The following is a 23,036-nucleotide window of genomic DNA, read 5'->3' on the forward strand; positions in this document are numbered from 1 at the left end:
GGGTCGAACTCCGTGTCAGTCGCGCGCTAAAAGGCGCGGGGCAAGCTCTTTGAGTGCGCGTCGATACACCTCGCGCTTGAATGTCACCACCTGGCCCAACGGATACCAATAGCTGACCCAACGCCAGCCATCGAACTCCGGTTTACCGGTCAAATCCATCCGCACCCGCTGCTCGCTGGAGATCAGGCGCAGGAGAAACCATTTTTGCTTCTGGCCGATACACAGCGGTTGGCTGTGGGTCCTGACCAGTCGTTGCGGCAGACGATAGCGCAACCAGCCACGAGTGCAGGCAAGAATTTCAACATCTTGCCGTTCAAGTCCGACTTCTTCGTTCAATTCACGGTAAAGCGCGTCTTCCGGCGTCTCCTGTGGGTTGATCCCACCTTGCGGAAACTGCCAGGCATCTTGGTTGATCCGCCGAGCCCATAAGACCTGCCCGGCATCGTTTGTCAGAATAATCCCGACATTAGGACGGAAACCATCGGGGTCGATCACGGCAACAACCTCGCAAACGCATGTCGCCGCATTGTTCCACAAAGATCGTGACCCCAGCAACGAGCCTTATAGGCCTTATGTGCGTTCTGGCGAAAACCCCGTATTCTTGTGCTCTTTTTTCAGCTATTTCAGTGAGTAACTTCATGCGCCTGGCCTTATTCGACCTTGACAACACCCTTTTGGGCGGCGACAGCGACCACGCCTGGGGCGATTACCTGTGCCAGCGCGGCATCCTCGACGGTGACGCCTACAAAGCCCGCAACGACGCCTTTTATGAAGATTACCTGGCCGGGACCCTGAACCTGACCGATTACCTGAATTTCAGCCTGGAAATCCTCGGCCGCACGGAAATGGCCCAACTCGACGAATGGCACCGCGATTTCATGCGCGACTGCATCGACCCCTTGATGCTGCCCAAAGCCCTGGCGTTGATCGCCCAACACCGCGAGGCGGGCGACAAACTGGTGGTCATCACCGCCACCAACCGCTTCGTCACCGCGCCGATCGTCGAAAAACTCGGCATCGACACCCTGCTGGCCACTGAATGCGAACTGGTCGATGGCCGCTACAGCGGACGCACCACCGATATACCTTGCTTCCGTGAAGGCAAGGTGACGCGGCTCAACCGCTGGCTGGAAGAAAACGGTTTTAACCTCGAAGGCAGTTATTTCTACAGCGACTCGATGAACGACCTGCCACTGTTGGAGCAGGTCGCCAACCCGGTGGCCGTCGATCCGGACCCGAAACTGCGCGCCGAAGCGCAAAAACGCGGCTGGCCAGTGATTTCCCTGCGCGACTGATCAGGTCGGCTTAGCGACCATCAAATAGAAAATCGCAATAAACGCCAGAAAGGCCGGCCAGCCCAGCGCAAACCACCAGCGCATGTACTGGTCGGCCTTGATCGACATCGGTGTTCCCGCCGCCAGGGCCTGATCAGCCATGCGGCGCACCTGGATCTGCAACCAGACCACCGGCAGCCAGCAGACTCCCGCCAGCACATACAGTCCGACACTCCACATCAACCAGCTCTGCTGGGGCGGCCAGCCAGCCAGATAAATCAGGCCGATGCCGCTCAACGGCTGAAAAATGGCTGTGGTGGTGGTAAATGCCCAGTCGGCGAAGACCAGATGCTTGAACGTCACCGCAATGACCTCGACCTTGCCGGTACGCCAGGCCCGCAGCGAGTAATACGCCGAGCCCGCGCCAAGGCCGAACAGCACGGTGGACGACAGGATATGCAGGGTTTTCAGCAGCAGATAAGCACTCATCGACGCGGTTCAGTCCATAAAAGCCAGAGAGTTGCGACCATCAACACCAGGTTCTTGGCGACGGCCGCATAAGGGTCGAACCAGTAGTGGGGCAGCACCACGGTTATAAATAGCGTGTAGGCGGCTATCAGCCCGAGTTGCGCCTGCAAGGCACGGCGGCGCCAACGCCCGAGCAGCAGGCCAACTCCCAGCACCGCATCGCAGATCGAGCCGCCGATGACCGCAAGATCAGCCAGGGAGCCTTTGATTCCGGTTTCCCGCATGATGCGCAGGCCCCAGTCGTAACCGGGCCACAGGCAGACAAACGCGGTGCCCAGCCAGATAAACACCATGACTGCCAGCAAAAGCGGGCGTATAGCCAGCTGTACGCTCTGGGCGGCGATGGGCCAGTCGGTCAAACGATCCTCGATGGGCGCACAGCGAAAGCCGCAGACCGAAGCCATTACCTCGGGGTCGGCCAGATTGTCGCGTTGCGCCATCAGCAGGCTCTGGCGATTCAAGGCCCGCCAGGCAAAGCGCTCGCCCAACCGCGCGCCCATTGAGGCCAGCCTTGCAGGTACCTTTATATAGCGCCCGACCGGCCAGCCCTGGGAGGCACGCAGTTGATCGATCAACTGCGCCAGGGTCATGGGCTGCGAGCCCACCAGTGGCAAGACCATGGATTGCTCCGGCCAATGGCGTAGCAGAGCCAGTACCGCGGCGGAGAGGTCATCGATATGCAGGGGCTGCAGCTGGGCCCTGCGATCCAGCAGCGGGATCAGCGGCCATGGCGACAGCCGCGCCAGCCAGGTGCTGCTCGCTCCGCCCGCCCCCAGCAGCAACGAGGGGCGCAGCACCACGGCAGCAATACCCAGTTGCAACAGATAGTCGTCGGCAGCGGCTTTGCTGGCGAGAAACGGCACGTCTGGCTGCCCTCCTGCGCCGAGAGCCGAGATATGCAGCACTCGCAGCCCCTGTGCCGCAGCCAGATCAAACAACGCCCGAGTGCCTTGATCCTGAGTCAGTCGCAGCGCCTGCTCATCGACGCTCAACAGGCCGGCTGCATTGATCAGCAAGTCGGCATCGGCAGGCATGGCGAAGTGATCCGGCACGCTGGCGAGGATATCCAGATCCAGCACCTGCCATTCAACATTAGGCAGCAAGCGCCCCTGACGACTGCGACTGGTGGCGATCACCCGATGACCTGCCGCACTCAAGGCGTCGAGGATATTGCGCCCGACGAACCCCGTAGCGCCGACCAGCACTATCTTCATGGCTTTCCTTGCGAGAATGTCGGGCAATCAGATGGGCTTGGCCCCCATCAGACCGGCAATGGCGATAAAACAGATGGCACTGAATATCGCCAGCGCCAGGGTAAATTTGGGCTTGCCGACATTCACCGGACGGCGCAGGCGATTGAGCCTGACCACCAGCCAGGTCCAGCTCAAGGCACCCAAGATATACAGCACACTGGCCGCCAGCAGCCAGGTCTGCCCCAACGACCAACCGGCGCCATGCACCAGATACCAGCCGCTGACCGGCAGAATCACCAGGCACAGTGCCTGCAGAACCCAGACGAATAGCCAGGGCCGCAGGACGAGGCGGTTCTGAATGGTCAGGTCACCGGCCCGGCGACCCTTGATCAGCCAACCGGCCAAAACCAGCGCGCTGAGCAGCAGAAGCGCGGTCGCTACGACGTGGAGGATTTTTAGCGCAGCGAAGTGTTCCATTTCGATGTATTCCATTAGGTCGTGGGCTAAGCATAGTGCCTGTTGGAGCGAGGCTTGCCTGAGAAGGTTTCACCGCAGCGCACAGACCTGTGGGACCGGCTTTAGCCGGGAAGGCGTATTGAAGATCACAAATATGTATTGGCTGTACCGGCCTCTTCCCGGCTAAAGCCGGTCCCACACTAAATACCGCTGCGCGTATTAACCCAGGAACTGGTGCCTTTTGGAGCGAGGCTTGCCTGAGAAGGTTTCACCGCAGCGCACAGACCTGTGGGACCGGCTTTAGCCGGGAAGGTGTATTGAAGATCACAAATATGTATTGGCTGTACCGGCCTCTTCCCGGCTAAAGCCGGTCCCACACTAAATACCGCTGCGCGTATTAACCCAGGAACAACCGATACGCCGGATTCTCGCTCTCATCCCAGTACGGGTAGCCAATCTCCGCCAATGCCGCCGGGATAAGGTCGCGCTCATCTTCCGGCACCACCAGGCCTGCCACCACACGGCCATCCGCCGCGCCATGGTTGCGATAGTGGAACATCGAGATGGTCCAGCGCCCGCCCAGTTTATTCAGGAAGTTGAACAAGGCGCCCGGCCGCTCGGGGAACTCAAAGCGCAGCACCACTTCATCACTGACACGCTCGGCATGGCCGCCGACCATATGGCGGATATGCAGTTTGGCCAGTTCGTTATCGGTCAGGTCCACCACAGGGAAGCCTTGCCCGGTCAGGCTTGATATCAGCGCACTACGTGGGTCGGTGTCTGGATGAGTCTGCACGCCAACGAAAATGTGGGCTTCGCGGTCGGTGTGGTAACGGTAGTTGAACTCGGTGATCTGGCGTTTGCCGATGGCCTCGCAGAACGCTTTGAAGCTGCCCGGCTGTTCGGGGATGGTTACGGCGATGATGGCTTCGCGGCCTTCACCCAGCTCGGCGCGCTCGGCGACGTGGCGCAGGCGGTCGAAGTTGACGTTGGCGCCGGAGTCGATGGCTACCAGGGTCTGGCCGCTGATACCGTACTGCTCGGTGTACTTCTTGATCCCGGCCACGCCCAGAGCGCCGGCAGGTTCGGTGATCGAGCGGGTATCGTCGTAGATATCCTTGATGGCTGCACAGATCTCGTCGGTGCTGACAGTGATCACTTCGTCAACATAGTGCTGGCAGATATCAAAGGTATGCTTGCCGATCTGCGCCACCGCGACGCCGTCAGCGAACAGCCCGACTTGCTGTAATACCACGCGCTCGCCATAGGCCATGGCTTGCTGCAGGCAGTTGGAGTCGTCGGGCTCGACGCCGATCACTTTGATTTCCGGACGCAAGTACTTCACGTACGCCGCAATGCCCGCGATCAGGCCGCCGCCACCGACCGGCACAAAGATCGCGTCGAGGCGACCCTGATGCTGACGAAGAATTTCCATGGCCACGGTGCCTTGCCCAGCGATGGTGTCGGGGTCGTCGTACGGATGGACATAGACGTAGCCCTGTTCCTCGACCAGTTTCAGCGAGTAGGCCAGCGCCTCAGGAAACGAATCGCCATGCAACACCACGATGCCGCCACGGGAACGCACGCCTTCGACCTTGATCTCAGGGGTGGTCTTGGGCATCACGATGGTGGCTTTCACGCCCAACGTCTTGGCCGCCAACGCCAGACCTTGCGCGTGGTTACCCGCCGATGCCGTGACCACGCCACGGGCGAGGTCCTCAGGGCTCAACTGCGCCAGCTTGTTATAAGCGCCGCGAATCTTGAAGGAGAACACCGGTTGCAGGTCTTCGCGCTTGAGCAGCACCTGATTGCCCAGGCGCTCGGACAATTGGCGGGCGCCTTGCAGTGGGGTTTCCACGGCGACGTCATAGACGCGGGAGGTGAGGATTTTCTTGACGTAGTGTTCGAGCATCTGGAAAGCATCACTGGCGAAGAGGGCAAGGTCGCGAGTCTAACCCGCGTCCGGATGGACGACCATACGAATGACAAGGCTTTGCGCCTGTCATGTCGTTATAATGCCCGCCCTTTTTGCACGCCCTACCCCGGCACCCGTGGAGCCCCCATGAATCAGGATCAACTCAAACAAGCCGTGGCCCAGGCCGCCGTGGACTTCATTCTGCCCAAGCTGGATGACAAGAGCGTCGTCGGCGTCGGTACCGGCTCCACCGCCAACTGTTTCATCGACGCCCTGGCCAAGCACAAGGGTGCGTTCGATGGCGCCGTGGCCAGCTCCGAAGCTACTGCCGCCCGCCTCAAAGGCCATGGCATCCCGGTGTATGAGCTCAATACGGTCAGCGACCTGGAGTTCTACATCGATGGCGCCGACGAAAGCGACTCTAACCTGAACCTGATCAAGGGCGGCGGCGCAGCGCTGACCCGCGAGAAGATCGTCGCGGCTGTGGCCAAAACCTTCATCTGCATCGCCGATGGCAGCAAGCTGGTGCCAGTACTGGGTGCATTCCCGCTGCCGGTCGAAGTAATCCCCATGGCCCGCAGCCACGTTGCCCGCCAATTGGTGAAACTGGGCGGCGACCCGGTCTATCGTGAAGGCGTGATCACCGACAACGGTAATATCATCCTTGATGTGTTCAACATGAACATCACCAATCCGGTGGAGCTGGAAAGCCAGATCAACGCCATTGTTGGCGTGGTGACCAACGGCCTGTTCGCGGCGCGTCCGGCGGATTTGCTGTTGCTGGGGACGGCGGAAGGCGTGAAGACCCTTAAGAAATAAGCTCTGTGGGACCGGCTTTAGCCGGGAAAGGGGCGGTGCTGCCAATACATCTCGGTCGTCTGCACCTGCGCCTTCCCGGCTAAAGCCGGTCCCACAAATCATTCCAATTCAGTTAGTTATGTTGTGGTTGATCAGATGCCTCAGAGCACCCGGCTCTCAAACCGGCTATGCCCCGGCAGCTCCAGCACGATCTCGTCCCCTGATACAAACGGGCCAACGCCCGCTGGCGTACCGGTCATGATCAGGTCACCGGCCTGCAGCGAGAAGTTCGCCGCCATGTGCTGAATCATCGGCACGATAGGGTTGAGCATGTGGCTGCTGTTGCCGTCCTGGCGCACTTCGCCGTTGATGGTCAGGCGAATGGCGATGTCGGTCAGGTCGGGGTAGGTATCCGCCGAAATGAACGGAGCAATGACCGCCGCGCCGTCGAAGGACTTGCAGCGCTCCCACGGCAGGCCCTTTTCTTTCAGCTTCGACTGCAGGTCACGCAGGGTCAGGTCCAGGCCCGGTGCGTAACCGCTGATGGCATCGAGCACTTCTTCTTCGGATGGGTGCTTGCTCAGCGGCTTGCCGATCAGCACGACGATTTCCGCCTCGTAATGCACCGAACCCCGGTCAGCAGGAATGCTGAAGCCACCTTCCAGTGGCACCACGCAGCTGCCCGGCTTGATGAACAGGATCGGCTCGGTCGGCACCGGATTGTCCAGCTCCTTGGCGTGTTCGGCGTAATTGCGGCCAATGCACACCACTTTGCCCAAAGGAAAGTGGATGGTGGTGCCGTCGACGTACTTGTGCTGATAGCTCATGGCGCTGTCCTTTTGGGTCAAACCGCGAAAATTTTGCCGGGGTTCATGATGCCATTTGGATCGAATACCGCCTTGACCGCTTTCATGTATTCGATTTCAACCGGCGAACGGCTGTATTCAAGGTAGTCGCGCTTGGTCATGCCGACGCCATGTTCGGCGGAAATCGAGCCGTTGTACTTCTGTACGATCTCGAACACCCACTTGTTGACCGTGGCGCATTTGCCGAAGAACTCATCCTTGTCCATGTTTTCTGGCTTGAGGATGTTCAGGTGCAGGTTGCCGTCGCCGATGTGGCCGAACCAGACCACTTCGAAGTCCGGATAGTGTTTGCCGACGATGGCGTCCACTTCGGCGAGAAACGCCGGGACTTTCGATACAGTGACCGAAATATCGTTCTTGTACGGAGTAAAGTGGGAAATGGTTTCCGAGATGAACTCGCGCAGCTTCCACAGGTTGTGCAACTGCTGCTCGCTTTGGCTCATCACGCCATCCAGTACCCAACCTTCTTCCACACAGTGCTCGAAAGTCGCCAGCGCTTCGTTGGCCACTTCTTCAGTGGTCGCCTCGAACTCCAGCAGGGCGTAGAACGGGCAGTCGGTGGCGAACGGTGCAGGCACGTCGCCGCGAGCCATGACCTTGGCCAGGCATTTATCGGAGAAGAACTCGAACGCGGTCAGGTCCAGTTTGCCATGGAAGGCATGCAGCACTGGCATGATGGAGTCGAAATCGGCGACACCCAGAACCATGGCGGTCAGGTTCTTCGGCGCACGATCCAGGCGCATGGTCGCCTCGACGACGAAACCCAGGGTGCCTTCGGCGCCGATGAACAGCTGACGCATGTCGTAGCCGGTGGCGTTCTTGATCAGGTCTTTGTTCAGCTCGAGGATATCGCCCTTGCCGGTGACCACTTTCAGACCGGCGACCCAGTTGCGGGTCATGCCGTAGCGAATAACCTTGATCCCGCCGGCATTGGTACCGATATTGCCGCCAATCTGGCTCGAACCCGAGGACGCGAAGTCCACCGGGTAATACAGCCCGTTTTCCTCAGCGAGGTTCTGCAGCTGCTTGGTCACCACGCCCGGCTGGCAGATAGCGGTGCGATCCGTGAGGTTGAGATCGAGAATCTGATTCATATAGTCGAACGAAACCACCACCTCGCCATTCGCCGCCACGGCAGCTGCGGAAAGACCGGTCCGGCCACCGGACGGCACCAGGGCAACCCTGTGCTTGTTGGCCCACAGGACGATGGCCTGGACCTGCTCGGTGGTTTTCGGAAAGACAATGGCGACCGGCGCAGGCGCGAAATGCTTGGTGTAATCCTTGCCATAGAAGACCAGGGAGTCGGCATCGGTCAGAACCTTGCCAGGCTCAACCAGGGTCTTCAGCTCATCTAACAGGGCAGGCTGGATCATCGACGGCGCTCTCGAATAATTCATGGTCGTCCTGAGAACTGCTCACGTTCAGGAATGGGGTTTCGCGGGGGGCTTATGCTAGCATACGCCCCCCGTGAGTCGAGCCAGCGCCACTCCGGACCCCTGCCAATTTTCTTCGGGACACAGGTTTACGCAGATGAGCAAGACTTCCCTCGACAAGAGCAAGATCAAGTTCCTTCTTCTCGAAGGCGTCCACCAATCCGCCGTTGACGTCCTCAAGGCCGCCGGTTACACCAGCATTGAGTACCACACCAAGTCTCTGCCGGAAGCCGAGCTGAAGGAAAAGATCGCCGACGCTCATTTCATCGGCATCCGCTCCCGCACCCAATTGACCGAAGAGCTGTTCGACTCCGCGAAGAAACTGGTCGCGGTCGGCTGCTTCTGCATCGGCACCAATCAGGTTGACCTGAACGCAGCGCGCGAACGCGGTATCGCCGTATTCAACGCCCCTTACTCCAACACCCGTTCGGTTGCCGAACTGGTGCTGGCCGAGGCGATCCTGCTGCTGCGCGGCATCCCTGAGAAAAACGCCTCCTGCCACCGTGGCGGCTGGATCAAGAGCGCGGCGAACTCCTTCGAGATCCGCGGCAAGAAACTGGGCATCATCGGCTACGGCTCGATCGGCACCCAACTGTCGGTCCTGGCCGAAAGCCTGGGCATGCAAGTGTTCTTCTTCGATCCGCTGACCAAGCTGCCACTGGGCAACGCGACCCAGGTCGCCAGTCTGACCGAGCTACTGGGCCTGGCCGATATCGTTTCCCTGCATGTGCCTGAGCTGCCGTCCACCCAGTGGATGATCGGCGAAAAAGAAATCCGCGCGATGAAAAAGGGCGCCATCCTGATCAACGCCGCCCGCGGTACAGTCGTGGAACTGAACGCCCTGGCTGACGCAATCAAGGACAAGCACCTGATCGGCGCCGCTATCGACGTGTTCCCGGTCGAACCGCGCTCCAACGACGACATCTTCGAAAGCCCGCTGCGCGGCCTGGACAACGTGATCCTGACCCCGCACATCGGTGGTTCCACTGCCGAGGCGCAAGCCAACATCGGTCTGGAAGTCGCCGAGAAACTGGTCAAGTACAGCGACAACGGTACCTCGGTATCCTCGGTCAACTTCCCTGAAGTGGCCCTGCCAGCTCACCCTGGCAAGCACCGTCTGCTGCACATCCACGAGAACATTCCGGGCGTGCTGATGGAGATCAACAAGGTCTTCGCCGAAAACGGCATCAACATTTCCGGTCAGTTCCTGCAGACCAACGAGAAAGTCGGCTACGTGGTCATCGACGTCGATGCCGAGTACTCGGACCTCGCTCAGGAAAAACTGCAGCACATCAAAGGCACGATCCGTAGCCGCGTTCTGTTCTGATTGCCCTGCTGCAAATAAAAAGGAGACCTTCGGGTCTCCTTTTTTGTGGGTGCGCATCTGACTTGGAATGGGATCCTGCAGGAGCTGCCGAAGGCTGCGAAACGCTGTAAACCATTCGCAGCCTTCGGCAGCTCCTACAGATCCGTCATTCAGCCCACACGCTTACTTGACGTTAACCGTGATCTTCTTCGACTCAACCGAAGGATTGAGCGGGATATGGCTCTTGTCACCCATGATCAGTTGCAGGGTGTGCTTGCCCGGGCTGAGGGTGATTTCGGTCTCGGTCTGACCCTTGCCGAAGTGGCGGATGGTGTCGTTGTTGGGCAGCGGGGCATTCAGGTCAGGCTGTTCCTTGAGGTCGACCATCAGGTGGTGGTGCGCGGTGTCCGGCACATCAACACCGGCGGGCGCGACGCCCATGCCCTTGAGGCCGAATTGCACCTTGAACGTACCCTGCACGGTGGCGCCGTCTTTCGGGGAAATAATGTAGACCTCGGCACCGGCTGGCGAAGGCGTGCGCGGGATGTCGGCGGCCTGGGCCAGCAAGGACGCGCCCAGCAGCAGGCCAGCGATAGTGGTTTTGGCAAGTAAGGTCTTCATGGTCTCTCCAGTGATTGTTATGACATGCACGTCTGACTGTGGACTGGACGCTTGGGTTCAAGGCCTTCCTAAGCGTAGGTCAGGCTTATGCAATATCACTTTTTCCGGATGAGGGACCTTTGTGTAGAAGATTTCATTTATGAAACGCAATCAATACTGTGGGACCGGCTTCAGCCGGGAATAGGCCTTCCCGGCTGAAGCCGGTCCCACAGGACATCACCAACACATTCAAAACAACTCACTGCCCCGCCGCCGAAACCAGCCGGTCAACGACAGCCGCTCACGCGTCGCAGGCAATACCTCGTGGGGCATGTCCCCGGAGAGAAACACCACCAGGCAACCACCCGTAGGCTGCACGTCATAGCTCGTTTCACCCTCGAGGTACATGCGCAACTGCCCGCCATGCTCGGGCAGCCAGGCATCATTGAGGTAGAGCACCGCCGACACCGTGCGCGCATCGTCGTCACGGAAGCGGTCCACGTGCTTGAGATAGAAGGCGCCCGGCGGATACAGGGCGAAATGGCTTTCGAACTCTTCCAGCCCCAGAAACAGGCCGCGATTGAGCGCCTGACGCAGGCTGTCCATCAGGTTCAGGTAGGCATCGCAGGGTTCGGCCTGGCCCGGCTCGAGCCACTGGATATGATCGCCACGAATCCCTTCGCGCACCTCCTGCCCAGAGCCACGACCGACTCCGGCAGGCGTCAGCTCGCCTTCAGCCGCACGTTTGCGGCACTCAGCGGCCAGTTCGCGGGTCAGACGCTCGGGCAGGAAAATATTCTGCTGCGACCAGCCGCGTGCGGCTATGTCGTCAACGATTCGTAGCAGCAGCGGATGATCAGGGGAGATTTGCATGTCGCGCATAGTATCCATGTGCCCCGAAATCCGACAGAGCCGTTGTTCGACCCTGGATGTAAACCTTGAGTTTTCATTGATTCAGGACAGTCATAACTCGACAAGCCCCCGCTACCACCCGGAGAATAGCGGCCTGCCGACAGGAGTCCTTCATGCGCCGTTTGTTTGTTTTGCTGTTGATGTTCTGCACCATGCCCGCGTGGGCAGACAGCCACGACCAGTTGTACAAGGCCGCCGGCTGGCCAGAACAGCGCGCACACTTCAACGATGCGCTCAAGGCGGCCCAACTGCGCTACCGCAACAGCCTGCCGCCCGCCGTGTTCGACGCCCTGGTCAATAACAGCAACCAGCGTTTCGCCCCACAGACCATGGACCAGCGCGCCGAACAGCGCCTGCGTGAAAGCCTGCGCGACCCGAAACCGGCCCTGCAATTCTTTCAGTCGCCACTGGGGCGCAAGATCGTCAATGCCGAACTGACCGCAACCCGCGCCGATCAGTTGGCCAAGAACGCCCAGGGCCTGCCCCATATCGAAGCGGGCTCGACCCGGCAACTGCTGATCGGCCACCTGGCCCAGGCCCTGCCTGCCCGTGAGGCCGGTGCCGAAGTGAGCCTGGCGATTGCCGGTGTCGCTGCCGACAGCCTCAGCCAGATGATCCCCGGCCTGCTCGGCGGCGGCCAGGCCCAGGGCATGCTCGAAGGCCAGCGCGAACGCCTGATGGCGCAGATCGGCGCCGACCTCAACAACACCCTGCTGTACGTCTACCGCGATCTGTCCGACCCGGAGCTGGAAGAATTCTCCAACTTCGCTGAATCACCTGACGGCAAGGCCTACTATCAAGCGGCGCTGGCGGCGATTCGGGCGGGATTGGCGGTGGGGCAGAATCAGTAGATTAAGGGTGGGACCGGCTTTAGCCGGGAAAGCATAGACAAGGGCGACACATATCTATCGTCTGATTTATTGCCTTCCCGGCTAAAGCCGGTCCCACAGGCGTCTTTAGCTCATCCGCTGCTGCACAAACTCGAAGTAACGCTCACGCAATTCCGGCAGTTCGTTGGCCAGGTGATGCCGTGCGGTATGCAGCATGAGAATCTGCGGCTGAGTGAATTTCTCGTTAAGCACCGCCAGGTTATGACTCCAGTCAACGGTCATGTCCGCTTCACCCTGGATAATCATCGGGCTGCGGGTACTGCGCGGTGCGCTTTCGATGCGGCTGATCCAGCGTGCCAGGGCGCCGACCCAGGCCGTGGGCAGGCGTTGCGGTTGCAGCGGGTCGGCAAGCAGGAATGGCAGGAAGGCCGGGGCATTGGAGTTGTCGCTGAAGCGCCGGGCGATATCCTTGACGAAGGGCTTGAGCAGGTAGTAGCTGAGCTTTGACCAACCCCAGGCGCGTGGCCGGACCAGCGGGGCCAACAGGATAGCCTGGCCCTGGGCCGGACTGTCGTTGCCATGGTTGAGCAGATGATCAATGACAATGGCACCGCCCGTGCTTTGCCCACACAGATGCCACGGTTTGGGCAGTTGCAGCGCCTCGGCCTCGGTGAACAGACCTTGCAGCACCAACTGATACTCGGCGAAGTCGTTGATGCTGGCGCGACTGCCACTGGACAGGCCATGCCCCGGCAGATCGCAGGAAATCACCGCAAACCCCTGGGTCACGGCCCATTCGACCACATGCCGATAAAGCCCCATGTGATCGTAGAAACCATGCATCAGGAACAACGTTGCCTTGGGTTGCTCCGGCAACCAGACCTGCCCGACGATGTCATAGCCCGCCGCCTCGAAACGCCCGAGCCAACTGCGACTGAGCAACCCGCTGTTGGCAAAGGACAAACCATAGAAACGCTGGTACGACAGCCCTTCGGCAGGTATCAGTTGCCGAGTGGCCAACGCTTGCAGGCGCGGGCGCAGGGTTTCGGGGGCGAATGTCGTAGGCATGGGATTTCCAGGTTGAGGCGGGCCGTGTGGCGATATTCAGCTGTCTCACCGGGCATGGCAAGCCAAGTCCCAATAATCAGAAGCGTCTGACATGAACATAACCCGACGAACTATAGCGCTAAGCCTGCTGGCCGCGATTTTTGCCGGTGCCCTGTGGCTGGCCTATGACTGGTTTCAGGGCCGTTACCTGCGCGTCTTCAGCGAGCAAACGGCATTGTTTGCCGGTGACGGCCTGAGCCTGCCTGCGGCATTGGCCGGGCCGGGGCGAATTCGTCTGGTGCATTTCTGGGACCCGGCCTGCCCGTGCAACGTCGCCAACCAGCAGCACTTGGGCGAGCTGCTCGAACGCTACGGCGACAGCGTGGACTTCTATGCCCTGCAGAAAACCGGCAGTCACGGACAGTTGCCGCAGAACCTGAAGCGCATGCAGATCCTCGACAGCCTGCCCGGCGCCGAACACATCAGCGCCAGCCCCGCCGTGGCGATCTGGAACCGCGACGGCAAGCTCGCCTATTTCGGACCGTACAGCGAAGGGCTGACCTGCAACTCGGGCAACAGCTTTATCGAGCCGATCCTGCAGGCGTTGAGCGCGGGTCGGGCGGTTGATGCGACCCATAGCATGGCGGTGGGGTGTTATTGCCACTGGACAGAGGCCACACAGTAATCACGGTGGGACCGGCTTTAGCCGGGAAGGCGCCCGATATGATCATGCCAATACAGCGGATCCAGCGGCCCTTTCCCGGCTAAAGCCGGTCCCACCCAAATCATTTCAAGTCAGGGGTTCGCTACCGCCTCAGCCCGCAAATGCGCCTTGTACTCCAGCATCACCGGCAGTTTGGTCGCGACGGTTTCGTCGAGCACTTCGGTATCCAGCAGCCCCTGCCCGCCCAGTTGCAGCACGGTCAGGCCGCTTTTGCCGACCTTGGCGCTGGCGCGCAGGCTGGTCATGAGCTTGCCGACTTTGGTCAGCGCGCGATGGTAGTCAGCGCGTTTGCCCAAGTCGTAGCGGGACAGATTGACCTGCGGCCGCAACCAGTCGCCCCAGTAGAACTCCAGAAACTCCGGCGGCGCACCCTTGGTGCTCGGCCGCCCATAAGCCGCACCCCGGACGAAGTAGACCAGGCTGCGGAACGGGTCGTTCTGCAGGTTCTTCAGGCCCAGATGCTCGGGCAGTTGCTCGGGCTTGATGACCTGACCGTTGCCGTCCTTTAGCCAGACTTTATGGGCCTTCTGCATGCGCTGCCAGAAAGTCGCCATGTCCGGGCTGTCGCTGTAGTCCGCAGTGACCCTGACCCACATTTTCAGCTGCGCGCCCGCTCCCGGCTGCTCCCAGAACGTGGTGAAAGTGTGATGGCCGTCGGTCAGGTACATCTGCCCGCCCGGCCCGATCACCACGGTTTTCATTTCCTTGGGATGGGTGCCGACCTTTGCTTCACACTCAAAACTGCCAGGGTGCAGCAGATCAGCGTTCTTGGGCACGTAGTGGGCATCGCCTTGGCCGTTACTCTGGCAATACTCGTTGAACAGCTTGCCGCGGTGCTTGGCGAAGCGGCCGAGGTTGAAATAGATCTGGTCATAACCGACCACGGTTTGAGTGGGATGCAACTGCTCGAGGCTGACCTCGACCACACTGCCCACTTCGGTTTTAGCCAGAGCAAAAGCCTGAGTGGTGCCCAGGCTGAGTAACAACGCCAGCGACCAGGAAGTAATTCGCATCGTGAAGACTCTTGGATTGAAGTGCGTGGAGCTTAATCGAAATGCACACGCGGGTGGTGTAGCCTGCACAGCTTGCTCGAATCACTGACAGAGACGCTGGATGAAACGCAGTCTGCTCACCCTCGCCGCCCTTGTTGTCATCGCGCTCGCCGCAGGTGGCTGGTACGTGCACAGCAAACAGCCGCAACGTGACGGGCAAATGACGTTAGCGCATCTGCAGGCGCCGGTCACCGTGCGCTATGACGAGCGCGGCGTGCCGCATATCCGTGCCGAGAATCAGGCCGACCTGTATCGCGCCCTGGGTTATGTCCACGCCCAGGACCGGCTGTTCCAGATGGAAATGCTGCGCCGCCTGGCCCGGGGCGAACTGGCTGAAGTGCTGGGACCAAAGGTGGTGGACACCGACAAACTGTTCCGCAGCCTGCGCATCCGCGAGCATGCCGACGCCTACGTCGCCCGACTGGACAAGCAAAGCCCGACCTGGCTGGCCCTGCAAGCCTATCTGGATGGCATCAACCAGTTTCAGGACACTCACGCCAGGCCCGTGGAGTTCGACCTGCTGGGCATCCCCAAACGGCCGTTCACCGCCGAAGACACCCTGAGCATCGGCGGCTACCTGGCCTACAGCTTCGCGGCGGCATTTCGTACCGAGCCGCTGCTGACCTACGTTCGCGACCAGCTCGGCGCGGACTACCTGAAAGCGTTCGACATGCCTTGGCAGCCTCAGGGTTCACTGGCCGCGGCCCCTGCATTGTCAGCGACCGACTGGAAAAGCCTCAACGACCTCGCCCGCCTGAGCAATCAGGCACTGGAGCAGGCCGGGCTGCCGCAGTTCGAAGGCAGCAACGCCTGGGCCATTTCCGGTAGCCGCACCCGCAGTGGCAAGCCCTTGCTGGCCGGGGACCCGCATATTCGCTTCTCGACCCCGGCCGTCTGGTACGAAGCGCAACTGTCCGCGCCCGACTTTGAGCTGTACGGGCACTTCCAGGCGCTCAACCCCTTCGCCCTGCTCGGCCATAACCTGGATTTCGGCTGGAGCCTGACCATGTTCCAGAACGACGATCTGGACCTGATTGCCGAGAAGACCAACCCCGACAATCCCGATCAGGTCTGGTATCACGGCGCCTGGGTCGATATGACCAGCAGCCAGCAGCAGATCGCGGTCAAGGGCGCCGCACCGGTCACCCTGACCCTGCGCCAGTCGCCCCACGGGCCAATAGTCAATGATGTGGTCGGCAGCACCGCAGGCACGGCGCCCATCGCCATGTGGTGGGCGTTCCTGGAAACCGACAACCCGATCCTGCAGGGCTTCTACGAGGCCAACCGCGCCGACACCCTGGACAAGATGCGCAGCGCCGCCGAGAAGATCCAGGCCCCCGGCCTGAATATCGTCTGGGCCAATGCCCAGGGCGATATCGGGTGGTGGGCGGCGGCGAAACTGCCCGTGCGTCCGGAGGGCGTAGACCCTGGCTATATCCTCGATGGCAGTACAGCACAGGCTGACAAGAACGGTTTCTACCCGTTCAGCGACAACCCTCATGAAGAGAACCCGGCGCGGGGCTATGTGCTGTCGGCCAATACCCAGCCGGTGTCGCCAAGCGGCAAGCCAATCCCCGGCTACTACAACCCGGCAGACCGTGGTCGTCAGTTAAACCGCCAGCTCAGCGATGACCATGTGCGCTGGGACATTCCTGCCAGCCAACAACTGCAACTGGGCACCAGGACCGACTATGCAGCACGCATCCTCAAGCCGTTGCTGCCGATTCTGCGTCAGGTCGCCCGGGATGCCGACGAGAAAGCCCTGGTCGAGCAACTGGCGGCCTGGCCGGGGGATTATCCGATCGACTCAGTGGGGGCCACGCTGTTCAATCAATTTCTCTATGAGCTGACCGAAAAAATCTTCCACGATGATCTGGGCGACGCCTTCTTCGACACCCTGCTGTCCACTCGGGTAATCGACGACGCCTTGCCGCAAGTGGTGGCCGACGCCAATTCACCCTGGTGGAACAACCGCCATTCGCCTGCACCGGAAAACCGCAACGATATCGTCAAGATGGCCTGGCACTCGGCTGTCGAGCACCTGCGTTCGCTCTATGGCAATAACCCGCAAGAGTGGCGCTGGGGCAAGGCCCATACCCTGACCCACGCCCACCCGCTGGGCGTGCAGAAGCCGCTGGACAGTCTGTTCAACGTCGGGCCGTTTGCCGCGCCAGGGACCCATGAAGTGCCCAATAACCAGTCCGCCCGCATCGGCCCGGCGCCCTGGTCAGTGAGCTACGGCCCCTCGACCCGGCGCCTGATCGACTTCGCCGACCCGGCCCACAGCCTGGGCATCAACCCGGTCGGGCAAAGCGGCGTGGTGTTCGACAAACACTACGCCGACCAGGCCGCCACTTATATCCATGGCGGCTATGTCGAACAGCATTTCAGTGAGGCAGATGTGGCGGCGCATAACGAGGGAGTGTTGCGGTTGTTACCAGTCAATTGATCCGATGCCTGACATAAAACACACATGTGGGACCGGCTTTAGCCGGGAAAGGATCAGTACATCCGCTACATTTGCATGAGCGGACCAGCCACCTTCCCGGCTAAAGCCGGTCCCACAGAATGCCACTCACTCAACTTATAACGGCGCAGGCGCCCTGCGGCTATCCGGTTGTTTCCAGGAATCGGCCGCACTCTCTTCGATCGCCAGCTGAATCGCCTTGCGACGACGCTCCTCGGCGCGGCGGCTGAAGAACCAGACCAGGAAAGTCGCGAACGACACCGCCAGCAGAATCAGGCTGGCCACGGCGTTGATCTCCGGCTTCACGCCCAGGCGCACCGCCGAGAACACTTCCATCGGCAAAGTCGTCGAGCCAGGCCCGGAGACGAAGCTGGCCAGCACCAGGTCATCCAGGGACAGGGCAAACGACATCATCGCCCCCGCCGCCAGGGATGGCGCGATCATCGGGATGGTGATCAGGAAGAACACTTTCCACGGCCGTGCGCCCAGGTCCATGGCTGCTTCTTCGATGGACATGTCCAGCTCACGCAGGCGCGCCGACACCACCACCGCGACGTACGCCGAGCAGAAGGTGGTATGGGCGATCCAGATGGTGACGATGCCACGCTCCTGGGGCCAGCCGATCAGCTGCGCCATGGCCACGAACAGCAGCAACAGCGACAGACCGGTAATCACTTCCGGCATCACCAGCGGCGCGGTGACCAGGCCACCGAAGAACGTGCGACCACTGAATCGGGTGATCCGCGTCAGCACGAAGGCCGCCATGGTACCCAAGGCAACGGCAGCCACCGCCGTGTAGCAGGCGATTTCCAGGGAGCGCATCACCGAGCCCATCAACTGGGTGTTATCCAGCAGGCCCACATACCATTTGATCGACCAGCCGCCCCACACCGTCACCAGTTTCGAGGCGTTGAACGAGTAGATCACCAGGATGACCATGGGCGCATAGATAAACACCAGGCCCAGCACCAGCATGATGTTCGAGAATCGAAAGCGGCTCATGCCTTGCCCTCCAGCTCTTTGGCCTGACTGCGGTTGAACAGGATGATCGGCACGATCAGGATCAGCAGCATGACCACCGCCAGGGCAGACGCCACCGGCCAGTCACGGTTATTGAAGAACTCTTGCCAGAGCACGCGGCCGATCATCAGGGTTTCCGGGCCGCCAAGCAGCTCAGGAATGACGAACTCGCCCACCACCGGGATAAATACCAGCATGCAGCCGGCGATGATGCCGTTCTTGGACAGCGGCACGGTGATTTTCCAGAAGCTGTTGAAGGTGCTCGAACCCAGATCCGACGCTGCTTCCAGCAGGCTCTGGTCATGCTTGGCGAGGTTGGCGAACAGCGGCAGGATCATGAACGGCAGGTACGAGTAAACAACCCCGATGTACACCGCCAGGTTGGTGTTGAGGATCTGCAACGGCTCGTTGATCAGCCCCAGCCACATCAGGAAGCTGTTGAGCAGGCCGTTATTGCTGAGGATGCCCATCCAGGCGTAGACGCGGATCAGGATCGCCGTCCAGGTCGGCATCATGATCAGCAGCAACAGCACGGTCTGGGTTTCCTTGCGCGCCATGGAGATGCCATAGGCCATGGGATAACCGATCAACAGGCACAGCAGCGTACTGAAGAACGCCATCTTCAACGAACCGAAGTACGCCGAGATATACAGGTCGTCGCCGGTGAGCAGGGCGTAGTTGGCGAAATTGAACACCAACTGCAGTTTCTGCTCGGCGTAGGTGAAGATCTCCGTGTAGGGCGGGATCGCCACGTCGGCTTCGGCGAAGCTGATCTTGATGACGATCAGGAACGGCAAGGCGAAGAACAGGAACAGCCAGAGAAACGGCGCGCCGATCACCAGTTGCCGGCCACCGGGGGTTATACGGTCGAGCGCTCGCTTGAGCTTGCGCACTTTCATGAGCGCAGGACCACGCCGCTGTCGTCTTCCCACCAGACGTAGACTTCATCGCCCCAGGTCGGCCGCGCGCCCTGACGCTCGGTGTTGGCGACGAACGACTGCACCAGCTTGCCGCACGGCAGCTCGACGTAGAACACCGAGTGGCCGCCCAGATAGGCAATGTCGTGGACCTTGCCCCGGGACCAGTTGTGCTCGAAGGTCGGCTGTTCGGTGGTGACCAGCAGTTTTTCCGGACGCAGGGCGTAGGTGATGCGCTTGTCTTCCACCGACGTCGTGACGCCGTGGCCGACGTAGATATTGTGTTCCAGTTCAGGGCTGCGAATCAGCGCATGGCCTTCCATGTCCTCGATCACTTCGCCTTCGAACAGGTTGACGTTACCGATGAATTCACAGACCAGGCGGCTGGTCGGGGTTTCGTAGATATCGATCGGACTGCCGATCTGGGCAATCCAGCCCAGATGCATGATGGCGATGCGTTCGGCCATGGTCATGGCCTCTTCCTGGTCGTGGGTCACCATCACGCAGGTCACGCCGACGCGCTCGATGATCTCCACCAGTTCCAGCTGCATCTGCGAACGCAGCTTCTTGTCGAGTGCGCCCATGGGTTCATCGAGCAACAGCAGCTTGGGTTTCTTCGCCAGGGAGCGCGCCAGGGCCACGCGCTGGCGCTGGCCACCGGACAATTGGTGCGGCTTGCGCTTGGCGTACTGGGTCATCTGCACCAGCTTGAGCATTTCCATGACCCGGGCGTCGATCTCGGCCTTGGGCAAACGGTCCTGCTTGAGGCCGAAGGCGATGTTATCGGCCACGGTCATGTGCGGGAACAGCGCATAGGACTGGAACATCATGTTGATCGGCCGCTCATAGGGCGGCATATCGGTGATGTCCACGCCATCGAGGAAAATCCGGCCTTCGGTCGGCCGCTCGAACCCGGCGAGCATGCGCAGCAAAGTCGACTTGCCCGAGCCCGAACCGCCGAGCAGGGCAAAGATCTCGCCTTTGTTGATTTGCAGGGACACATCGTCCACGGCAATCGTCTCATCGAACTTCTTCGTGACCCGGTCGATCTTGACCAGCACCTGCTTGGGTTGCTGACCGCCATCGAGGGATTTCTTATAGGCGCCTGAGGCAACTGCCATGGGTGAAACTCCCAACTGGTTTTTGCAGCCCGACCGCACAAGCCGGGCGCTGGATAATTATTTGCCCGACTTGACCTTGGTCCAGCTACGGGTCATCAGGCGTTGCACCTTGGGGGGCAACTCGGAATTGACGAACAACTTGTCGAGCACTTGCTGCGGCGGATACACCGCCGGGTCGGTACGAATCGCCTGGTCCATGTCGTCGCCCGATTTCGGGTTCGGGTTGGCGTAGCCGATTTCGTCACTGACCTTGGCGATCACGTCCGGTTTGAGCAGGAAGTTGATAAAGGCGTGGGCTTCCTTGATGTTGGCGGCATCGCTGGGGATCGCCAGCATGTCGAACCACAGGTTGCCGCCTTCCTTGGGAATCACGTAGGCAATATTGACGTCCTTGCCCGCTTCGGACGCACGCTTCTTGGCCTGGAATACATCACCGGAGAAACCGGCGGCCACGCAGATATCACCGTTGGCCAGGTCCGTGATGTATTTGGACGAACTGAAGTAAGTCACGTAAGGCCGCACTTTCAACAGTTTCTCTTCAGCCTTTTTATAGTCGGCTTCATTGGTGCTGTTCGGGCTCAGGCCCATGTAGTTGAGCACCGCCGGGAGCATCTCGTCGGCGGAATCAAGAAACGCGACGCCGCACTTTTGCAGTTTCTTGATGTTTTCCGGCTCGAACAGCACGGCCCAGGAATCGATCTTGTCGACGCCCAGCACTTGCTTGACCTTGTCGACGTTATAGCCGATGCCATTGGTGCCCCACAGGTAAGGCACGGCGTACTGATTGCCCGGATCGTTCTTTTCCAGGCGCTTGAGCAGGGCCGGGTCGAGGTTTGAATAGTTGGGCAGCTGCGACTTGTCGAGTTTCTGGAAAGCCCCGGCCTTGATCTGCTTGCCGAGGAAATGGTTGGACGGCACGACCACGTCGTAGCCGGTGTGCCCGGCCAACAACTTGCCCTCAAGGGTTTCATTGGAGTCGAACACGTCATAGATCGGCTTGATCCCGGTGGTGGATTCGAAGTCCGCCAGGGTGGTCAGGCCGATGTAATCGGACCAGTTATAAATATGCACCGTAGGTGCAGCTTGCACGCTGACGGCCACGGCCAGGCCGAGCCCCGCGAGCAGGGTGTTGCGAAAGAAAGGGCGAAGCGAAGAAATAGACACGTGAACAATCCTTTTCAGTTTGGGGTCTGGTGCCCGTGTCGGACCGGCGCGCAACTTACCTTTGATAGCTGCGGATCGCAAAAAAACCTTATGTGACAGTGGGTTGAATTCCCTGCATGCGTTGTAGGACCGGCTTTAGCCGGGAGGATGTCGGCACAAACAATAGACATCTATCGACTGTATCGACGCCCTCCCGGCTGAAGCCGGTCCTACAGGGGTCATCAACCCGGTTTATTTACCCGATTTAATGGTGGTCCAGCTGCGCGTCATGATGCGCTGGGTGGCCGCAGGCAAGTCAGCAATGGCGTACAACTTGGCGACAACATCAGCCGGTGGATAGACACCCGGATCTTCAGTGATTTCCTTGTTCACCAATGGTGTGGCCTTCTCGTTACCGTTCGGGAAGCCTACGGAGTTGGTGATGTCCGCCATCACTTCAGGCTTGAGGATGAAGTTCAGGAACTTGTAAGCGCCTTCGACGTTTTCCGCGTCTTTCGGGATAGCCAACATGTCGTAGAAGCTGCCTGCACCTTCCTTCGGAATGTTGTAGCTGACCTCAACCTTGCCACCGGCTTCTTTAGCACGGGACTGAGCCTGGTGGATGTCACCCGAATAACCGACGGCTACGCAGATGTTGCCGTTGGCCAGGTCCGAGATGTACTTGGAGGAGTGAAAGTAAGCGATCGAAGGACGGACTTTCATGAACAGAGCCTGAGCCTTGTCGATGTCTTCCTTCTTCTGCGAGTCGGTCGGCAGGCCCAGGTAATGCAGGGCAACCGGCAGCATTTCGGTTGGCGAATCGAGGAAGCTGATACCGCACTTCTTCAACTTGGCGGCGTTTTCAGGTTTGAACAGCAGGTCCCAGGAGTTGGTCGGTGCATCGGCACCCAGCGCTTCCTTGACTTTGGCCGGGTTGAAACCGATGCCGATCGAGCCCCACATGTACGGGAAAGCATGCTTGTTGTCCGGGTCGCTGATGGACACGGCCTTGAGCAGGGTTTTGTTCAGGTTGCCGTAGTTCGACAGCTTGGACTTGTCCAGCTCCTGATACACGCCGGCCTTGATTTGCTTGGCCAGGAAGTTGTTCGACGGCACGACCACGTCATAACCGGATTTGCCGGCCAGCAATTTGGCTTCCAGGGTTTCGTTACTGTCGTACACGTCGTAGACGACCTTGATACCCGACTCTTTCTCAAACTTCTCGATGGTGTCCGGTGCGATGTAGTCGGACCAGTTGTAAACGTGAAGTACCTTGTCGTCCGCGTGAGCGGCGGCCACTGCGCCCATCAGGGACAGCGCGAGGAGGGTCTTGCCAAATGTTTTCATGCGTACAGCTCCAGTATTTTTTATGACTGACCATTGGGAGTAGCGGCGATTCAAACAACCGTTAGTCTGGCAAGTTCCTGGGCAGGC

22 protein-coding genes are annotated in these 23,036 nt (G+C 60.0%); 6 read left to right on the forward strand and 16 right to left on the reverse strand.

The window, feature by feature from the left end:
• Positions 1–15 precede the first annotated feature (15 nt).
• Positions 16–495: an RNA pyrophosphohydrolase gene (locus AC1Z24_RS29585; RefSeq protein WP_259104200.1), complete on the reverse strand. Its 480-nt coding sequence runs from the start codon at positions 493–495 to the stop codon at positions 16–18.
• Positions 496–638: 143 nt separating this feature from the next.
• Here AC1Z24_RS29585 and AC1Z24_RS29590 point away from each other — a divergent pair, with 143 nt between their 5' ends.
• Positions 639–1,295, forward strand: coding sequence for a histidinol-phosphatase (locus tag AC1Z24_RS29590; RefSeq protein WP_483743809.1), 657 nt, complete (start codon positions 639–641; stop codon positions 1,293–1,295).
• On the opposite strand, the gene AC1Z24_RS29595 is transcribed toward AC1Z24_RS29590, so the two are convergent.
• The 4 genes from AC1Z24_RS29595 to ilvA form a co-directional block, all read right to left on the reverse strand.
• Positions 1,296–1,763, reverse strand: coding sequence for a DUF2269 family protein (locus AC1Z24_RS29595; RefSeq protein ID WP_483743810.1), 468 nt, complete (start codon positions 1,761–1,763; stop codon positions 1,296–1,298).
• On the reverse strand, positions 1,760–3,016 hold the full coding sequence (locus AC1Z24_RS29600; protein ID WP_483743811.1) for an SDR family oxidoreductase: 1,257 nt from the start codon (positions 3,014–3,016) through the stop codon (positions 1,760–1,762). Before AC1Z24_RS29600 ends, AC1Z24_RS29595 begins: the two co-directional genes overlap by 4 nt.
• A 27-nt stretch (positions 3,017–3,043) precedes the next feature.
• Positions 3,044–3,472 (reverse strand): DUF2269 family protein, encoded by a 429-nt coding sequence (locus AC1Z24_RS29605; RefSeq protein ID WP_483743812.1) that lies wholly within the window; start codon positions 3,470–3,472, stop codon positions 3,044–3,046.
• 376 nt (positions 3,473–3,848) lie between these two features.
• Complete coding sequence (gene ilvA / locus AC1Z24_RS29610) at positions 3,849–5,363, reverse strand: threonine ammonia-lyase, biosynthetic (protein WP_483743813.1); 1,515 nt, start codon at positions 5,361–5,363, stop codon at positions 3,849–3,851.
• Positions 5,364–5,513: 150 nt separating this feature from the next.
• Between ilvA and rpiA the strand changes: the two genes are divergently transcribed.
• Positions 5,514–6,185 carry a ribose-5-phosphate isomerase RpiA gene (gene rpiA / locus AC1Z24_RS29615; RefSeq protein WP_483743814.1) on the forward strand — a complete coding sequence of 224 codons (672 nt, stop codon included), beginning with the start codon at positions 5,514–5,516 and terminating at the stop codon, positions 6,183–6,185.
• Between the two features lie 140 nt (positions 6,186–6,325).
• Here the strand turns inward: rpiA and AC1Z24_RS29620 are convergent, their stop codons facing one another.
• Both AC1Z24_RS29620 and AC1Z24_RS29625 read right to left on the reverse strand, forming a co-directional pair.
• Positions 6,326–6,991, reverse strand: a complete 666-nt coding sequence (locus AC1Z24_RS29620; protein WP_483743815.1) for a fumarylacetoacetate hydrolase family protein — start codon at positions 6,989–6,991, stop codon at positions 6,326–6,328.
• Between the two features lie 17 nt (positions 6,992–7,008).
• The gene (locus tag AC1Z24_RS29625; RefSeq protein ID WP_483746739.1) at positions 7,009–8,403 is read right to left on the reverse strand and encodes an FAD-binding oxidoreductase; all 1,395 of its coding nucleotides are present in this window, start codon (positions 8,401–8,403) and stop codon (positions 7,009–7,011) included.
• Between the two features lie 157 nt (positions 8,404–8,560).
• Here AC1Z24_RS29625 and serA point away from each other — a divergent pair, with 157 nt between their 5' ends.
• Positions 8,561–9,790 (forward strand): phosphoglycerate dehydrogenase, encoded by a 1,230-nt coding sequence (gene serA / locus AC1Z24_RS29630; RefSeq protein ID WP_483743816.1) that lies wholly within the window; start codon positions 8,561–8,563, stop codon positions 9,788–9,790.
• Between the two features lie 162 nt (positions 9,791–9,952).
• Here serA and AC1Z24_RS29635 read toward each other — a convergent pair whose 3' ends face one another.
• Complete coding sequence (locus AC1Z24_RS29635; protein WP_483743817.1) at positions 9,953–10,390, reverse strand: DUF4399 domain-containing protein; 438 nt, start codon at positions 10,388–10,390, stop codon at positions 9,953–9,955.
• 228 nt (positions 10,391–10,618) lie between these two features.
• Positions 10,619–11,251: a 2OG-Fe(II) oxygenase gene (locus AC1Z24_RS29640; protein WP_483746740.1), complete on the reverse strand. Its 633-nt coding sequence runs from the start codon at positions 11,249–11,251 to the stop codon at positions 10,619–10,621.
• A 143-nt stretch (positions 11,252–11,394) separates the two neighbouring features.
• Between AC1Z24_RS29640 and AC1Z24_RS29645 the strand changes: the two genes are divergently transcribed.
• The gene (locus AC1Z24_RS29645) at positions 11,395–12,132 is read left to right on the forward strand and encodes a DUF2059 domain-containing protein (RefSeq protein WP_483743818.1); all 738 of its coding nucleotides are present in this window, start codon (positions 11,395–11,397) and stop codon (positions 12,130–12,132) included.
• Positions 12,133–12,237: 105 nt separating this feature from the next.
• Here AC1Z24_RS29645 and bipL read toward each other — a convergent pair whose 3' ends face one another.
• Complete coding sequence (gene bipL / locus AC1Z24_RS29650; protein ID WP_483743819.1) at positions 12,238–13,179, reverse strand: phospholipase BipL; 942 nt, start codon at positions 13,177–13,179, stop codon at positions 12,238–12,240.
• A 91-nt stretch (positions 13,180–13,270) separates the two neighbouring features.
• Here bipL and AC1Z24_RS29655 point away from each other — a divergent pair, with 91 nt between their 5' ends.
• Positions 13,271–13,843, forward strand: a complete 573-nt coding sequence (locus AC1Z24_RS29655) for a DUF6436 domain-containing protein (RefSeq protein WP_483743820.1) — start codon at positions 13,271–13,273, stop codon at positions 13,841–13,843.
• Between the two features lie 110 nt (positions 13,844–13,953).
• Here the strand turns inward: AC1Z24_RS29655 and AC1Z24_RS29660 are convergent, their stop codons facing one another.
• On the reverse strand, positions 13,954–14,895 hold the full coding sequence (locus AC1Z24_RS29660) for a ParB/Srx family N-terminal domain-containing protein (protein ID WP_483743821.1): 942 nt from the start codon (positions 14,893–14,895) through the stop codon (positions 13,954–13,956).
• Positions 14,896–14,995: 100 nt separating this feature from the next.
• Between AC1Z24_RS29660 and AC1Z24_RS29665 the strand changes: the two genes are divergently transcribed.
• Entirely contained in the window at positions 14,996–17,383 is a 2,388-nt protein-coding gene (locus AC1Z24_RS29665; protein WP_483743822.1) for a penicillin acylase family protein, read from the forward strand.
• A gap of 135 nt (positions 17,384–17,518) precedes the next feature.
• Here AC1Z24_RS29665 and AC1Z24_RS29670 read toward each other — a convergent pair whose 3' ends face one another.
• The 5 genes from AC1Z24_RS29670 to AC1Z24_RS29690 form a co-directional block, all read right to left on the reverse strand.
• The gene (locus AC1Z24_RS29670) at positions 17,519–18,403 is read right to left on the reverse strand and encodes an ABC transporter permease subunit (RefSeq protein WP_483743823.1); all 885 of its coding nucleotides are present in this window, start codon (positions 18,401–18,403) and stop codon (positions 17,519–17,521) included.
• Positions 18,400–19,320, reverse strand: coding sequence for an ABC transporter permease subunit (locus tag AC1Z24_RS29675; protein WP_259104177.1), 921 nt, complete (start codon positions 19,318–19,320; stop codon positions 18,400–18,402). Before AC1Z24_RS29675 ends, AC1Z24_RS29670 begins: the two co-directional genes overlap by 4 nt.
• Positions 19,317–20,459 carry a polyamine ABC transporter ATP-binding protein gene (gene potA / locus AC1Z24_RS29680; protein WP_483743824.1) on the reverse strand — a complete coding sequence of 381 codons (1,143 nt, stop codon included), beginning with the start codon at positions 20,457–20,459 and terminating at the stop codon, positions 19,317–19,319. Before potA ends, AC1Z24_RS29675 begins: the two co-directional genes overlap by 4 nt.
• Before the next feature lie 57 nt (positions 20,460–20,516).
• The gene (locus AC1Z24_RS29685; protein WP_483746741.1) at positions 20,517–21,617 is read right to left on the reverse strand and encodes a polyamine ABC transporter substrate-binding protein; all 1,101 of its coding nucleotides are present in this window, start codon (positions 21,615–21,617) and stop codon (positions 20,517–20,519) included.
• Positions 21,618–21,854: 237 nt separating this feature from the next.
• Complete coding sequence (locus tag AC1Z24_RS29690; protein WP_259104173.1) at positions 21,855–22,949, reverse strand: polyamine ABC transporter substrate-binding protein; 1,095 nt, start codon at positions 22,947–22,949, stop codon at positions 21,855–21,857.
• Positions 22,950–23,036 lie beyond the last annotated feature (87 nt).

Source organism: Pseudomonas sp. JL23 (genome assembly GCF_056933585.1).

Coding starts and splice junctions, on each gene's coding strand:
- AC1Z24_RS29590 (WP_483743809.1), top strand. CDS start 639: ATGCGCCTGGCCTTATTCGACCTTGACAACACCCTTTTGGGCGGCGAC.
- AC1Z24_RS29595 (WP_483743810.1), bottom strand. CDS start 1,763: ATGAGTGCTTATCTGCTGCTGAAAACCCTGCATATCCTGTCGTCCACC.
- AC1Z24_RS29600 (WP_483743811.1), bottom strand. CDS start 3,016: ATGAAGATAGTGCTGGTCGGCGCTACGGGGTTCGTCGGGCGCAATATC.
- AC1Z24_RS29605 (WP_483743812.1), bottom strand. CDS start 3,472: ATGGAACACTTCGCTGCGCTAAAAATCCTCCACGTCGTAGCGACCGCG.
- ilvA (WP_483743813.1), bottom strand. CDS start 5,363: ATGCTCGAACACTACGTCAAGAAAATCCTCACCTCCCGCGTCTATGAC.
- rpiA (WP_483743814.1), top strand. CDS start 5,514: ATGAATCAGGATCAACTCAAACAAGCCGTGGCCCAGGCCGCCGTGGAC.
- AC1Z24_RS29620 (WP_483743815.1), bottom strand. CDS start 6,991: ATGAGCTATCAGCACAAGTACGTCGACGGCACCACCATCCACTTTCCT.
- AC1Z24_RS29625 (WP_483746739.1), bottom strand. CDS start 8,403: ATGATCCAGCCTGCCCTGTTAGATGAGCTGAAGACCCTGGTTGAGCCT.
- serA (WP_483743816.1), top strand. CDS start 8,561: ATGAGCAAGACTTCCCTCGACAAGAGCAAGATCAAGTTCCTTCTTCTC.
- AC1Z24_RS29635 (WP_483743817.1), bottom strand. CDS start 10,390: ATGAAGACCTTACTTGCCAAAACCACTATCGCTGGCCTGCTGCTGGGC.
- AC1Z24_RS29640 (WP_483746740.1), bottom strand. CDS start 11,251: ATGCGCGACATGCAAATCTCCCCTGATCATCCGCTGCTGCTACGAATC.
- AC1Z24_RS29645 (WP_483743818.1), top strand. CDS start 11,395: ATGCGCCGTTTGTTTGTTTTGCTGTTGATGTTCTGCACCATGCCCGCG.
- bipL (WP_483743819.1), bottom strand. CDS start 13,179: ATGCCTACGACATTCGCCCCCGAAACCCTGCGCCCGCGCCTGCAAGCG.
- AC1Z24_RS29655 (WP_483743820.1), top strand. CDS start 13,271: ATGAACATAACCCGACGAACTATAGCGCTAAGCCTGCTGGCCGCGATT.
- AC1Z24_RS29660 (WP_483743821.1), bottom strand. CDS start 14,895: ATGCGAATTACTTCCTGGTCGCTGGCGTTGTTACTCAGCCTGGGCACC.
- AC1Z24_RS29665 (WP_483743822.1), top strand. CDS start 14,996: ATGAAACGCAGTCTGCTCACCCTCGCCGCCCTTGTTGTCATCGCGCTC.
- AC1Z24_RS29670 (WP_483743823.1), bottom strand. CDS start 18,403: ATGAGCCGCTTTCGATTCTCGAACATCATGCTGGTGCTGGGCCTGGTG.
- AC1Z24_RS29675 (WP_259104177.1), bottom strand. CDS start 19,320: ATGAAAGTGCGCAAGCTCAAGCGAGCGCTCGACCGTATAACCCCCGGT.
- potA (WP_483743824.1), bottom strand. CDS start 20,459: ATGGCAGTTGCCTCAGGCGCCTATAAGAAATCCCTCGATGGCGGTCAG.
- AC1Z24_RS29690 (WP_259104173.1), bottom strand. CDS start 22,949: ATGAAAACATTTGGCAAGACCCTCCTCGCGCTGTCCCTGATGGGCGCA.